The following is a 14,772-nucleotide window of genomic DNA, read 5'->3' as shown; positions in this document are numbered from 1 at the left end:
ATCTGGAACAAAATAAAAAGCTACATTTATTTGTTGCTTTTTTTTGTATTATCCTTTTGTACCAAATGTTGTAAATCAGGATCATTTTTAATACGCTCCAATTCAGTTTTAATAACCTGAATAATATCCAATTTTATCTGTCTGTAATTAGCTTCGATTTCCTGCTTCATCATATCTTCTCCTGCCTCGTTTATGAAAGATAGTATTTCCGGTATTTTTTGATAGTCTTTGGTTTCAGCAGTTACTTTATCATTGTCCACAACAATTTCAGCATGGAAGATTTTCTGTTCGATACGTTCATCAAAATTGTCTGATACAGCCCCTACAAAAACACCTTGGGTCAATGTAGAAATTTTAGATGCAGGAATGAGGCTGTCCAATTGTGTGGAAATGGATGTCGACGTATCATTACGGTTGATTGACAAACTCTGCCTTTTCTGCAACACCTTACCAAAACGTTCCGAAAGGTTTTTGGCAGTTTCTCCTACCACCTGACCACTGAATATATTACCTACGGTATTTTGTATAACCTTACTTTCTTTGTCTCCATAATCACGGGTTAATTGCGAATAATCCTGAAAACCCAAACATACTGCCACTTTATTACTTCTAGCAGTTGCTATAAGATTGTCTAATCCACGAAAGTAAATGGTAGGCAATTCATCAATGATGACTGAACTTTTAAGCTGTCCCTTTTTATTAATAAGTTTCACAATTCTTGAATTGTATAAACCCAACGCTGCGGAATAGATATTTTGACGGTCAGGATTATTGCCTACACATAGTATCTTCGGCTCTTTCGGGTTGTTGATGTCCAGTGAAAAATCATCTCCTGTCATAACCCAATACAATTGCGGTGAGATCATTCTTGACAAAGGAATTTTCGCAGATGCTATTTGTCCCTGCAACTGGTCTTGCGCGCCACCTTGCCAGGCATCCATAAAGGGTGATAGATAATTTTCCAATTCCGAATAGGTGGTTAGGATTGTAAAGACGTCAGCGTATTTTTTGTTGAGCAGTTCAATGGCGTGTGGAAATGTGCAGTATTTGCCGTTTTCATAGATTTTAAGAAACCATATAATAGCCGCTAAAAGAATAATCGGGCTTTCTACAAAGAAATCCCCTTGCTTTTGTATCCAACTCCTGTTAAGATTTAGCATGATGGTGTAGGCCGATTCGTAAGCATCGGATATATCGGTCATAAAATCTGGATTTATGGGATTGCAACGATGGCTTTTTCTAGGGTCATCAAAATTAATGACGTAGAATTTCGGTTTTACCTTGTACTTATCAGTGTGTTTTAGTAAATGATTATAGGCAATTGTAGATAGGTCGTCAAACTTAAAATCATAGATATACATTGAAAAACCTTTTTCAATATGCTGCTTGATATAGTTGTTTACTACAGCATACGATTTACCCGAACCGGGTGTACCCAATACAATGGTCGCTCTAAAAGGGTTTACAATATTGATCCAACCATTGTGCTGTTTTTTGTTGTACCAGAATTTGGTGGGTAAGTTCACGGAATATTCATTTTGCATTAGCTTAGTTTCCTGCTGAAAACTTTCGTTCTCATTATTGAAAACATCATCCATCAAATTGGTACGGAGCAGACGGCTTATCCAAATTCCTGCTACCATAAGGAAGATATAGCCCAAACCTGTGGTAAGGATATAGAGAAATGTAGCGATGTTTAATGATAGTTTTAACAATGATGTGTTAAGAAAGAATAGTACAAAACCAATTCCCAAAACCACATAAATTTTTGTCCAAGTTATCTTTTCATTCTTTACGCCTTTTGTTCCCAAACAGCTTAATGCTAATAATATCAAAACAAAGACTTTGGTATATAAGATGTGTGAAAACAAGCCCGACGTTCTGTCGAAATTACCTAAGATTTTGTTGATGATTTCTAATGTCCAGCCACGTTCCATAAAGAAACCGTAACAGAACCAATAAAGGTGCATTAGTACTAAAAGGATACTCACTGCCCGCATAAAAGCCATTATCTTGGCTAATCCTCTTAAATCGTCTTCTCCCTGCATTTTATAATTATTAAATGTTCGGTTGTTAATTTAAAGGCAGTGCAGCATGGTTACAAAAAAGTGGCAGACATTAGCGATGCATGACAGTGTTTGGCATTAAGGAGCTCCAACTAGGTTCGGATTTTATTATGATTTTTTAGTAAATTTATACTCTTGAAAAATTTTTAGGTTACATCATCAATTTGATAATCAATATTAAAGAAGAAAAATATGAATTGGAATAATCCTGATGCTGATCCAGGAGAAAGTGAAGATGAATATATAGCTAAGAAAAGAGAAGAAAGTGATTCTGCTACTGGACTAATGTTTGTAATCGTTGGGGGTTTTATTCTAGCCTTAAAAATAGCTGCTATTTTCGGTATGTTTTTTTATGCAGGATTTTTACTGTCTCAAAAGTTCTGGGGAGAAGAAACCGACAAATTTAAAATTTGGGGTCTCTCTCTATTATTTACCTACTTTATTTTCTGCATTATTTATTTTTTTAAAGGAACTATCATTGGCTTGCAAGCAAAGAACAGGAAGTTATGGATATTACCTTGGGTAACATGTGTGTTAATATGCTGTATTATTCCAGCACTCATAATAAAATCATTCGTTGCAGGTATGTTCAATCTGACAGAACGACAAAGTATATTGTGTATTGGGTTGAGTTGGGGAGCATTTATACTTTTTTCATTATATGTCTATGGTATTTATCAGTTCAAGACACCAACTGCTCCGAAGATTTTGTACTGGAGCTATGCATTGGGATTGAAAGTGTTTTTATAATAAGGAATTCATAATAAACGTAAAACCTACTTACCTCTCTTACGTCTTCTTTTCTTCTTCATTTTATTGGTAAAGTCCTGTTCTTCGTAATCTTCTCCTTGTGCCTCAGGCAACAGTCCTCCAAAACTTTCCATCATACTAGTTTCATTTGTGCTGGAAGCGGTGATTTCTTTGTTTAGGAAATCGAATAATTCATGGGGCTTTTCGGCTGGTAGATCTTTCATTGCGTTGTGCTGAGATATTTTTGGATGAGGTTCGTTAAGCCTTTTTATTTCCGGTTTGATATTATGGTTCCAATAATCATTAAAGGAATTGGCCGAAAGTTCTTTCCCCAATCTGGAGCCATTCCAGACTGTTTTGGAATTGTGGTCGATAAAAGTAATGCCATAAATACGTCCTGTACCATTTTTGCGAACAATTACATTAACTCCCTGTTCCCCTAATTGCTTCTTAAAGTTCTTTTCATCATTTGTCGATCGGAAGGCAATTTCAATCGAAGCTTTGATGGCGAGTTTTGCTGTATGGTTTTTTAATGCTTCCTTGGATTCTTCAAAATGTAATTCCAAAGCCGAAAGCCCAGCATTTTTACCGAATAGGGAAGCCTTGAGTGGATGCCCAGCTTTTTCTCCATTTTCATTTAAAGGAAAGTATAATAAGCCTTGCTTGATTTTTCCTTGCAGTTCGCCTTCTATTTTTTCAGTGGTAATATTGAACAGGGAAAGCAAAGCATTATATTCCCCCAACGTTTGGAATTTATAATACTTAGGCAGATACCGGACAACCGAAGCAATCTGGCTTTTTATATCTCCTGTTTGGTAATTAACAGGACGAAAAATCTTGTCATTCTGCCGATGTCCTTTCTCCGTAGCCGATAGTAATCCATATTTGTTTTCGAGTTCACGGCATACCTTCATAGACCTTCTTTTTTCAAACTTATCCGAAATCTTTTTGCCTTCTTCATCCACACAAACCGATACAATATGAATATGGGTACGGTCAATATCCGTGTGCTTGAATACTACAAAAGGCTGTTCCCCATAACCCAGCTCCTGCATATAATCCTGAGCCATCAGTTTGAACTTTTTATCACTTACATTATCCTTCGGGTCAGGATTGAGTGAAATATGTAAAATTGGTTTTTCAGTATTGCGGTTGGCTATCAGATAAGGTTCGAAAGATTGGGTCAATTGAGCAATGGAATACTGCGCATTAGGTGTTTCAATTATTCTATTGGCAAACAGAATTTGCCCGTTTTCTTTCTCCACTTTGAGCTGATTGTATGCCAAAGCTCCGTATAAATTGCTCCCTCTTCCGATTTTTGCTATCATTTCAACACTATTTTTTCAAATGATTTGCTTCAAACTCTTCTGTGAGCTGAATAATTTTTTGACATAATACTGCCATTTCAGCCGTTTGTTTTTCTAATTTGTAGAGATAAGCTGCTGCTTTTTTCTCCGAAAAATTGCGGTACAACAGCTTTACGAACTGATTATAATTAACGCCAATGGAACGGAACTGACTGTGAAAAGAGGTTAACCTCATATAAAAATCTAACACAGCTTTGTCTATTTTGACCATTTTAATCTCTCTTCCAAACAGTACGAAAATGATAAATTTTGCTTTATTGACCATTCCCGATGCTTCAAAAAGCGATAATAATTTCGCATTTTCTTCGTCCGTAAGGCGAAAAACGTGGCGGTGAATACTCGGATTGCTCTTGGGCGTCCGTCCGCCTTTATTCTGTTTTCTGTTACTGTTTTCGTTCATCATTAATCCATTTTTAACTTTAGTAAAAAGCCTGACTTCGGAAGGCTTTTCAGCCCCCAGCAGGGCAAGTTGTTTTGAGGCACGAACTCAGTTTCGAGTGCCTCAAAACACAACTTGCCGTGTTCTGGTGAACACAAAAATCCGCCCTTCGGGACGGATTAAATAAAGCAGGGATAAACGGCTTCGGGACGTTCACTTTCTTACTTGATATTTCATAATATTTTTGCATAAGTCCGTTAATAAAAATCACTTTACAAAGTAAAGTCCTCTTCAGTAGAGCATTGAGCTGTGTTGCAGTGCCAAACAGTGCCAATGAACGCCAATTCGTTCCACCTTTGAATAAGACGTATATATCTGCATTTCTTTGTACCTGCAAGCGGATGTAAACAGATAACTATGTTGGTATGTAGTTACTTAATTATGTATGTAGTCACTTGTGTATGTAAAAGCGTCCGGATGTGTATAGATGCAGTTGAGGATATGAAATCATATAGTTGTATATGTGCATATTTACAGACTTGGGTTTACATATAACTAGGTTTGATGATACAAACCTATATGTATAGGTGCCTAAAAATAGAGGTACATATGTTAGTATTTAAGCAGAGCAATACCTGTTTAAATGACCACATAGCTTTCTACAAAACTGCATACGTATAGGCAATAGCAGATAAGTATCTACCAACGCAACGATATAAGTAAATAATTAAATACAGTTAAAAATGAAAACAGAACACAAAACAGTATTCATTGCTTTTTCCTCCCAAAAGGGAGGAGTAGGCAAAACCACCTTTACGGCACTTGCGGCCAGTACGCTACATTATCGGTTGGGCTACAATGTAGCCGTATTCGATGCCGATTTTCCACAACATAGTTTAATGAAAATGAAGACTCGAGATCTGGCTATGGTGATGGAAAATGAGTTTTTAAAAAGAGCGGCATTCAAACAATTTACAACCATTAACAAAAAAGCTTATCCGATCATCCAACATAAAGCTGAAGGCGTATTGGAAGCCGCACATGATTTTTTGGAATTCGCTTCCGTTCCGGTTGATTTCATCTTTTTTGATCTTCCGGGAACAGTAAATACTCCCGGTATTTTGAAAGCTCTGGCAGGGATGCATCATATTTTTACGCCAATCATAGCAGACCGTGTAGTTATGGAAAGTACACTCATTTTTACTCAGCTGATGAAGGATGTTATTATGAAAAAAGGAGAAACCTCGATTGAAACCATTAACCTGTTTTGGAATCAGGTAGATGGTCGTGAACGCTCGCCCCTATACGATGTTTATAATAACCTTATTGATGAGTTGGGATTAAGTCTGATGCAATGCCTTATCATGAACAGCACACGTTTCCGCAAGGAGAGCGAAGCCGGTGCCAAGACCGTTTTTCGTTCAACTTTAATGCCTCCCGATGAACGTTTGATGAAAGCTTGCCGCTTAGACCAGTTTATGACGGAATTTTTAAGAATCGTTCAATTATAATAGTATGGAAAAAGACAATAAGAAAAAAGCTATTCCTGAAATCAACGAAGAGCTAATGATGAATTTAATGGTAGATGGAGTAAAAAAGGAAGGGTTGCAACTTCCGCCGGAAGAACCCGAAGCTCCTATGAAACCGTTACAGGAAAAACCTTTACTGAAGGAACGTAATAGAACCAAAAAAGTAAATGAACAGGATTACGAAAGTATATTTTTCAAAAGACCTGGTACCAATGCCCGTGATGGCAAAACGGTATATATCCGACCGGATTTCCATGAGAAACTGTCTCGGATCGTACAGGTAATAGGCGAAGATAAGATAACCATTTACGCCTACTTAGACAATCTTCTCGAATATCATTTTCAGGAGTTCGGTGAGCAGATTACCACAAGCTTCAACGATAAGTATAAACCTATTTTATAATTATGGAAACAGTAATCGTTATATGCTTACTAATTGTTATTGCGCTGTTGTTGGAGGATAAGATTATCATCAGGAAAGGGGAGGAGCATAAACCAACGCAGGAAAAACCCAATCCAAAACTACCCGATATCATGGGGCAGCCCAAATCGATGAGAAGCCTTTCGGTGTCAATGAGTGCCACTGAAAGTCAAATTAAAAAGCAAGAACAGGAAATTGATAATTTTGATGTTGAAATCGACGAAGAAGATGTCGATATGCAAATTCCGCAGGAAGAACAGGACGAAGTTTTTGGGAATATGCCTGACTTGGAGGAAGAGGAAGAAGAATGGAACAGGTATGGAATATCCGGTGGTAATGACGGTTTTGCCCAAGGGGTTACCTTTGAAGAACTAAGCTCCGTGGGGATGCTGCTGCAAAAAGAAAAATTGGAGCCATCTCAAAAGGAAACAGCAGTTGCTATAGTTCAGAAAATACAAGGAACCGAATTATTCACCTTACTGGAGAATTCTATGGAAAGTGCTTCTCGTAAAATAGCTGAGCTATTAGACGGGAGCCTTTTTCCTGAAACAGATGCTGGTTCTTCCTTTTTGCGGAAAAATGATTTGGAAGATTTTGATATTGGGGAGTTTGTGTAAGCAAACTCCCTTTTATTTTCTAGATGATGTTGTTTAAATCTCTTTTAAACCCAATTCCTCTAAAAAAGAATTATGTTTATCAGTAGCGATTCTAATACTTTTATTTATCTCATCTAAATTTTTATTCACAACTTTTAGATCGATTTGTATCTCATCTTCGGAAGTGGAAACATATCTAGAAATATTAAGATTAAAATTATTTTTTTCAATTTCTCCTAATGAAACTTTACGAGAATATCGCTCTTCATCTTTACGATATTTATAAGTTTCTACAATTTTCTCAATATGTTCTGGTAATAAGTTATTTTGACGTTTCCCTTTCTCAAAATAGTCACTTGCATTAATAACTAATACATCATCATGCTTTTTGCATTTTTTCAAAACAATAATAGATACTGGAATACCAGTAGAATAAAACAAATTGCTAGGTAATCCTATAATTGCATCAATATTATTATCTTTTAAAAGTTTGGTTCTAATACGTTCTTCCGCACCACCTCTAAAAAGAACCCCATGTGGCAAAATAATTGCCATTGTACCTTCTTTACCTAAGTAATGAAAACCGTGCAAAAGAAAAGCAAAATCAGCAGCAGATTTAGGCGCTAGACCATAATTCTTAAAACGAAAATCATCAGCCATCGTTTCTGATGCATCCCATTTTAAACTAAATGGGGGATTAGCAACAATTGCATCAAATTGCATTTTTTTAGCTGGATTCATTTCATTTAGAATATCCCAATCATTAGTTAAGGTGTCGCCATGATAAATTTCGAATTCAGTATCTTTTACTCCATGCAAAAGCATGTTCATACGTGCTAAGTTGTACGTAGTAATATTCTTTTCCTGACCGTATATTTTACTAATTGTCCCTCCTTCATCGTTCAATTTTTTACGGACATTTAATAGTAATGACCCTGATCCAGAAGCAAAATCAAGTACCTTATCTAGTTTTTTCTTTTTGCCTAAAGTTGGATCTTGTGCATCCAAAGTTACAATTTCAGAAAGGATATCAGACAATCGCTGTGGCGTATAAAATTCTCCTGCTTTTTTTCCAGAACCTGCGGCAAACTGACCTATAAGATACTCATAGGCATCTCCTAATATGTCTGAATCTGTAGAAAATTTGGAAATTCCTTCAGCAATTTTGGTAATGATAGTCGAAAGTTTCTTATTACGCTCTGTATAATTTTTACCAAGTTTTTCTGAATTTAGATTGATCTCTGAAAATAATCCTGAAAAATTACCTTCAAAAGATTCGTTTTCGATGTAGTCAAAACCATTATGTAAGGTTTCTAAAAGGTCTTTATCTTGTGTTCTTGCTAATTCATAGATGCTTTCCCATAAAAAATTAGGTTCAATTACATAATGTACTTTGCGGCGCATTTGTTTCTCAAAAGCCTTGACGTCTTCAGCGTTTTCATTATACCAAATTTCCAAAGGCGTAGAAGCACCATTTTTCTTCAATTCATCGTCTGGCACTTCTGGATAATCAGAGCCTAATTCTTTTTGAGCTGCCTTCTCGTAGTTATCTGAGATATAACGTAAAAATAGAAACGAAAGCATATAATCACGGAAATCATCCGCATTCATCGCTCCTCTTAAATCATCTGCTATATTCCAAAGGGTTTTCCCTAGTTCTGTTTGTTCTTTTTGAGTCATAACCTATTCAGGAATTATATATGTAAAACAAAATTATATTTTGTTTGTATACCGTTAAAAATTCTAATTATATCTTGTTTATTGTCTTCCACGGGCTCTTTAAACTCGTATCTGAATACCGTTTTATGCGACATTATATTGATAATCTGAGCTAACTTATCCGCATCAGTAATTCCAATCTCTTTCAATACATGCGAAAAGTTTCTTACTCCTAAAAAAGACGCAATATTTTCTAATATTTGACGTAAAATAGCAAAATGATACACCATAACACTATCTGAATCTATTGCTTCTTTTACCGTTTTTAAAAGTTCTAAATGGTATAGAAAAACTTCTCGACGTGGTCCTACTAATTCTATATTTCCGTCTTTTTTCTTTAGTTTAAAGAAGTCTACTTGATTATCATATTTATTTGCCTTTTCTCCTCTAGTTAGCCAATCTGCAAAAATGGAAAAGAAGCCTATATGATGAGTGGTAATAATTATTTTTCTAGTTTTGTAATATTTATCAACTAAATCCATTAGACTAGAAATGGTTACAAAAATATTATGATCATCTAAACTTGATACGGGATCATCTATAAAAAAATGACCTTCCTGTTTACCATCTCCCGTTAAATCTTCAACATCAAATAGTGCCAGAAAAAAACTCCAGATGAATGCTTGCTGTTCTCCTCTGGAAATTTTAATAGAATCAGCAAAACTTATTTCTTTTTCTTCTTCGTCGTTATTTCCCTCTTTTTCAGTAACTATATTATTATTAGCTTTAAGGTGAAATCTTATTACATTTATTCCTTCCTCACGATTGGGAAAATACTCAAATCTAAAATCGAATTGTGGTTTAAATGGCGCAAGTTTTTCGTGCACTTTTAACTCATCAATCCCGGAATGAAAATCATTTAAACTACACTTTTTTAATATGAGTTTTATATCAACTTCTCCATTTTCAATATCATTATCCCAAACGAATAAATCTTCACTGTAAGCGTTATAATATACACCAACATGAGTGTCATTATTACTAGCCTTTGTCACATTTTTATGCGCAATAGATAATCTCGTTTTTCCAGTACCATTGAATGCGTAAACAAGATTTATATTTTTTGTATTCTTAATAAGGGTGTTTGCTATATTTTCCATAAATTATTCTTCTGTTTTAGGAAATAACCCCTGCATTAATCCTTTTTTATGTAATTTTAATTGCGCTATTTTATTGATTTGTTCGGTAATTAATTCATCAACTGTTGACAAAAAGTCTGCGATTTTTTGCTGTTCTGAAAGTGAAGGAAATCCAATTTTAAAATCTTTTATTTGCTGAGAACTTATATGCGGTATACCAGAACTTGTATTGACATTATCCACGTAGTTTCTAAATTTATCTGATATGAAATGTTGATATATGTATTTAATATCAGATTTTTTATTAGATCTTATTCTTGCTACTCTTTGTATTAATATCGAATTTTCATCTTCTTTTTTAATAAGTGCAACATTTTTCCCAACTTTAGATCCATCCATACCTATTACTATATCATTTTCTTTAATCAAATATTTTTCAAGATTTTCAACATTACCTAAAAAATATTTGTCGATATCTTTTGAGTGTCTTATGTAGCCTTCAGTAATATTAATTCCTCTAAGTATTGGAACTCCAGAGCTATCGTCACTTAATTCTTCACTTTTAAGCGCAATCCCTGAAAACAACTCAATATAATTCTCCAATGCCTTCTCAACCCAATCTCCATAATTCTTAAATTCAGGAAAACGATAGTTTGGTATAGTCTTACCCTCTTGTGGAAAAAGGTTTTGCATCAAACCCTTTTTATGGTTTTGTAATGCTTTTAGTTTTTCTTCGTGACCTATAATTACTTGATCTAAGGAAGACAAGCAATCTGCTATTTTTTGTTGTTCTTGTAATGAAGGAGGAACCAAAACTAAAGTTGTTCTAAGTTCATTCATATTTATTTTACAAGGAGCGGCACTCAATAATGATTTGCTTTTTATTTCTTTTTGATAATAATTAGATTGAAAGAAAGAATGCAAATAATAAGAGTTAAATTCTTTTGATTGTTTAATGACTGCAAGTGTTACATAAATACTAAATTCGTAATCCCAATCTATTATTTTAGAAAACCCAATGTTTCCAATTCTGGTAATTAATATATCACCTTTTTCGGGTTTGTTTTTATTTGTAGCAATCCTATGATCTTCTAAAGAGATAAATTTATTTTTATTTCCACTAATAAGGTTTTCAACACTAAAAAATGGAATTCCTTCTGTTGTGTATGCAGGAGTTTGATGAGTACCATCAAATATTATAGGAGAAATTTGCTCTAAACTTTTTTCATTCCAAGATTTCTCATTCACAAACTCAGGAAAACGTATTTGAGGTATGTTATTCATAATGTAATCCAGATATTTCACGCCCTTGGGCTAATTTGTTTAGATAAGGCACTAAATCTTCCATTAATGCTAATTCTTTTTGGGCTCTTACTTTCCAATTCAAACCTAATGGCGCAAGAAAATCAGTTAGTTTTTCTCCATCAAAAACCATTCGGTCCATAATTTCAGCTACAAACGCTTGTAACGATTCGTAAGTTACTCCGTGCTTTTCTGCTATTATTGCTAAGTCCTTGTTGTTCTTTTCTCTTTTAAATAATTCGTAACCTTCACGTATATTGCTTTCTTCTAGCGGTTTGTCCATATCCAAACTATTGATATAGGCAATAATATCCTCCCGCTCATCCATTAGGTTTGCATTGGATGTTAGAAGGTTTATTAATTGTTGTTTGGTTACTTTTTGCTTAGATGGTTTCTTTTGCGTCATCTCGGCAATTAATCCCATAATATAATCGTAATCAATAATAGTAGAAGCAAAAAGGACTAGTTCAAAATCCAATTGTTCTACATTTGGTTCAATGTCTTCATCGCCTTTTTTAGCCGCTTTATCTTGCTTGTTTTTTAATCGTTGTGCGGTTTCTATATACATACTACGGAAAGAACGCAAATCGTCCTCGGGTAACAATTGATTGATTTTACCAGCCTGTTCTTCCGTTAAATCTGTGTATTGGTCTAATTGTGTTTTTAGTCTTTGTACTTCTTTAAACTTATTAATGAATTCGGCTCTTGCCGCATCACCTTTCAGGTTATTTACTTCTTCTGGCACACATTCCAAACCGAAAGAATGCATCATTTTATTCAAATTTTCTAATGCATCTTCATATCGCTCAATTACCTTCGGTGCCGGATCTACTAACCATATTTCCCTTGAACGTCCTGTATCTTCACCAGAAAATAAGGCAATCGCTTCATTCACAGATTCTCTTTGTTGTCTAAAGTCTAAAATACTTCCATGAGGTTTGGTGTCATTCAAAACTCTGTTGGTTCTAGAAAATGCTTGAATTAAACCGTGGTGTTTCAGATTTTTATCGACATATAAAGTATTCAGATACTTAGAATCAAAGCCTGTTAAAAGCATATCTACCACGATCACAATATCTATTTTATTTTCATGCGGATAATCAGTATTGCTGTATTTTTGGTTCTTTATTCTCGATTGTATGTCTTGATAATACAAATCAAATTCACTTATGCTATGGTTGGTTCCATATTGCTTATTGTAGTTGGTAATAATCTCGATTAAAGCTTTCTTTTTACCTTCAGGATCTACTTTGTTATCTTCTCGTTCTTGTAGCAAATCATTTTGCAATTGCTTAATGTCGGCCACATTTTTATTATTGTTACCTTCTCCATCTTTAGCCACTGCTTGGGCAGGTGGTGAAAATACACAAGCAATATTTAGTTTCCGATAATCGGCATCAGCTTCCAAGTTCTGGTTTTGTAGCTCATTAAATAAACGGTAGTAGGCAATAGCGTGATTGATAGATCCAGTTGCAAAAATAGCATTGAAACGTTTCTGATCGGTCACTGCATCGTGTTTCTGAAGAATAGCTTCTACAATCGCTTTTTGTTTTTGACTTTCTGATAAATTAGCAGCATCTGCACCATCTGTCTTAAAATAATCCACATGAAATTTTAAAACATTTTTATCTTCGATGGCGTGAGTAATGGTATAAGAATGTAGTTGTTTTTCAAAAATATCATTGGTTGTCTTATAACTGCCAGATTCGTTTTCTCTAGTAGTATAGGACGCATTTTCATCAAAAATAGGTGTACCTGTAAACCCAAAAAGTTGTGCATTTGGGAAAAAGTCTTTAATTGCTTGGTGGTTTTCACCAAATTGCGACCTGTGGCACTCATCAAAAATAAAGACTACACGTTTATCTCTTAACGGATGTAAACGCTCTTTGTAATTATTCTTATTTTCTGCATCTAATGCTAATCCCAATTTTTGAATGGTAGTGACAATGACCTTGTCCGAGTAATCGGTAGACAACAAACGTCTTACTAATGACTCAGTATTAGTATTTTCTTCAACGCTACCTTCCTGAAATTTATTAAATTCCTCACGAGTTTGTCTATCCAGATCTTTTCTATCCACTACAAAAAGACACTTCTCAATGTTTGGATTATCTTTTAATAAAGTAGAGGCTTTAAAAGAAGTTAGTGTTTTTCCAGAACCTGTTGTATGCCATATATAGCCATTACCACGATTCTGTTCAATACAATCTACTATCGCTTGTACTGCATAAATTTGATAAGGACGCATCACCAACATTTTCTGTTCGCTTTCTACCAATACCATATAACGACTAATCATTTCGCCTAATGTACATTTAGAAAGGAACTTGTCTGAGAAATCAAAAAGGTTGTCTATTTTTTTGTTATCTATATCAGCTAATTTATAAATAGGCAAAAATTGTTCATCTGCATTGAAACTAAAGTGCTGATTTTTATTGTTAGCAAAGTAATACGTATTGCTACGGTTACTTACGATAAACAACTGCATAAAACAAAGCAATGAATTATTGTAACCGTTTCCTGCATCATTTTTATAATCTACGATTTGCTGCATGGCACGTCTTGGGCTAATATGTAAAGACTTTAGCTCTAGTTGTACAACTGGAATTCCATTAATCAATATGATAACATCGTAACGTTGGTTACTATTTTCAGTATTAATCTTCAATTGATTAATTATTTCAAACTCATTTCTACACCAGTCTTTAATATTTACTAAAGTATATTGCAAAGGCGTACCATCCTCACGGATGAAAGTGTTTTTTTCTCTTAATAATTTTGAAGCGGCAAATACGTCAGGTGTGATAATTTCATCACGTAAACGATTAAATTCAGGTTCAGATAAATTCACCCGATTTAGTTCGTTAAATTTTTGTCTGAAATTTTGTTCCAAACTTTTACGATCACTAATATCAGGACGATAGGTATATTTTAAATCTTGGAGTTTAGCTATTAAGCTGTCTTCTATATTGTTTTCTTTGGTCATTAGTCTCTGTTATACATGCGATTCTAGACCTCAAAGATACTCAAAAAAGATTTCTTACCTCTAAGGTTACAAACCTACAAGTAATTTTTTTCTGCTTTTCTCTGACTTAAACAAATCAATCAATTCATTTAATATCTAAACCGCCACCCACAGCCAAACAATTCCTTTGACTGCCAATTTGCTATAACGCCTTTATTTCTTAAACACCTTTGTCAAGAAGCCCGCAAGAAGCGGGAAGACATTAACAATTTAATTTATTAAAATCATGGAAAAACAAAGGGAAAAAGTTTTGTTGTCAGCAATGGTAATGCTGACAGGTTTGGGTGCGATGGCACAGGGAGACGGTTCAGCTGGTATCACCGAAGCTACTGAAATGGTTACGTCCTATTTCGATCCTGCCACACAACTCATCTATGCTATTGGAGCCGTGGTAGGTCTCATTGGAGGGGTTAAAGTGTACGGTAAGTTCAGTAGCGGAGATCCCGACACAAGCAAGACTGCAGCAAGCTGGTTTGGAGCCTGTATCTTCTTGATTGTTGCGGCTACCATTTTGCGTTCATTCTTTCTTTAATCCCTTG

At 34.8% G+C, this 14,772-nt stretch carries 12 protein-coding genes; 5 read left to right on the top strand and 7 right to left on the bottom strand.

The window, feature by feature from the left end:
* Nucleotides 1-26 precede the first annotated feature (26 nt).
* The gene (mobC, locus tag IWX80_RS12145; RefSeq protein WP_196853669.1) at nt 27-2,048 is read right to left on the bottom strand and encodes a conjugal transfer protein MobC; all 2,022 of its coding nucleotides are present in this window, start codon (nt 2,046-2,048) and stop codon (nt 27-29) included.
* 210 nt (nt 2,049-2,258) lie between these two features.
* Here mobC and IWX80_RS12140 point away from each other — a divergent pair, with 210 nt between their 5' ends.
* Nucleotides 2,259-2,816 carry a hypothetical protein gene (locus IWX80_RS12140; RefSeq protein ID WP_131910616.1) on the top strand — a complete coding sequence of 186 codons (558 nt, stop codon included), beginning with the start codon at nt 2,259-2,261 and terminating at the stop codon, nt 2,814-2,816.
* Between the two features lie 26 nt (nt 2,817-2,842).
* On the opposite strand, the gene mobB is transcribed toward IWX80_RS12140, so the two are convergent.
* Together mobB and mobA are read right to left on the bottom strand one after the other, a co-directional pair.
* Complete coding sequence (gene mobB, locus IWX80_RS12135) at nt 2,843-4,144, bottom strand: conjugal transfer protein MobB (RefSeq protein ID WP_196853668.1); 1,302 nt, start codon at nt 4,142-4,144, stop codon at nt 2,843-2,845.
* Nucleotides 4,145-4,151: 7 nt separating this feature from the next.
* On the bottom strand, nt 4,152-4,583 hold the full coding sequence (gene mobA, locus IWX80_RS12130) for a conjugal transfer protein MobA (RefSeq protein WP_196853937.1): 432 nt from the start codon (nt 4,581-4,583) through the stop codon (nt 4,152-4,154).
* Nucleotides 4,584-5,305: 722 nt separating this feature from the next.
* Between mobA and IWX80_RS12125 the strand changes: the two genes are divergently transcribed.
* From IWX80_RS12125 to IWX80_RS12115, 3 genes are read left to right on the top strand one after another with little or no spacing between them, the layout of a single operon-like run.
* Nucleotides 5,306-6,073 carry a ParA family protein gene (locus IWX80_RS12125; RefSeq protein ID WP_196853667.1) on the top strand — a complete coding sequence of 256 codons (768 nt, stop codon included), beginning with the start codon at nt 5,306-5,308 and terminating at the stop codon, nt 6,071-6,073.
* Nucleotides 6,074-6,077: 4 nt separating this feature from the next.
* Nucleotides 6,078-6,494, top strand: a complete 417-nt coding sequence (locus IWX80_RS12120) for a DUF3408 domain-containing protein (protein WP_131910619.1) — start codon at nt 6,078-6,080, stop codon at nt 6,492-6,494.
* Nucleotides 6,495-6,496: 2 nt separating this feature from the next.
* Nucleotides 6,497-7,129, top strand: coding sequence for a conjugal transfer protein TraD (locus IWX80_RS12115; RefSeq protein ID WP_196853666.1), 633 nt, complete (start codon nt 6,497-6,499; stop codon nt 7,127-7,129).
* 33 nt (nt 7,130-7,162) lie between these two features.
* Here IWX80_RS12115 and IWX80_RS12110 read toward each other — a convergent pair whose 3' ends face one another.
* From IWX80_RS12110 to IWX80_RS12095, 4 genes are read right to left on the bottom strand one after another with little or no spacing between them, the layout of a single operon-like run.
* Complete coding sequence (locus IWX80_RS12110; RefSeq protein WP_196853665.1) at nt 7,163-8,788, bottom strand: type I restriction-modification system subunit M; 1,626 nt, start codon at nt 8,786-8,788, stop codon at nt 7,163-7,165.
* Nucleotides 8,789-8,802: 14 nt separating this feature from the next.
* Complete coding sequence (locus tag IWX80_RS12105) at nt 8,803-9,927, bottom strand: AAA family ATPase (RefSeq protein ID WP_196853664.1); 1,125 nt, start codon at nt 9,925-9,927, stop codon at nt 8,803-8,805.
* A 3-nt stretch (nt 9,928-9,930) separates the two neighbouring features.
* Nucleotides 9,931-11,190, bottom strand: coding sequence for a restriction endonuclease subunit S (locus tag IWX80_RS12100; protein WP_196853663.1), 1,260 nt, complete (start codon nt 11,188-11,190; stop codon nt 9,931-9,933).
* Nucleotides 11,183-14,194 (bottom strand): type I restriction endonuclease subunit R, encoded by a 3,012-nt coding sequence (locus IWX80_RS12095; RefSeq protein WP_196853662.1) that lies wholly within the window; start codon nt 14,192-14,194, stop codon nt 11,183-11,185. Before IWX80_RS12095 ends, IWX80_RS12100 begins: the two co-directional genes overlap by 8 nt.
* A 265-nt stretch (nt 14,195-14,459) precedes the next feature.
* On the opposite strand from IWX80_RS12095, the gene IWX80_RS12090 reads away from it, so the two are divergent.
* Nucleotides 14,460-14,765 carry a DUF4134 domain-containing protein gene (locus IWX80_RS12090; RefSeq protein WP_196853661.1) on the top strand — a complete coding sequence of 102 codons (306 nt, stop codon included), beginning with the start codon at nt 14,460-14,462 and terminating at the stop codon, nt 14,763-14,765.
* The last annotated feature ends 7 nt before the right edge of the window (nt 14,766-14,772 follow it).

This window comes from Flavobacterium sp. CAN_S2, assembly GCF_015752255.1.
Taxonomy (GTDB): domain Bacteria; phylum Bacteroidota; class Bacteroidia; order Flavobacteriales; family Flavobacteriaceae; genus Flavobacterium.
The sequence above is the reverse complement of the archived record's forward strand: the minus strand, read 5'-3'. Positions and strand labels throughout refer to the sequence as shown.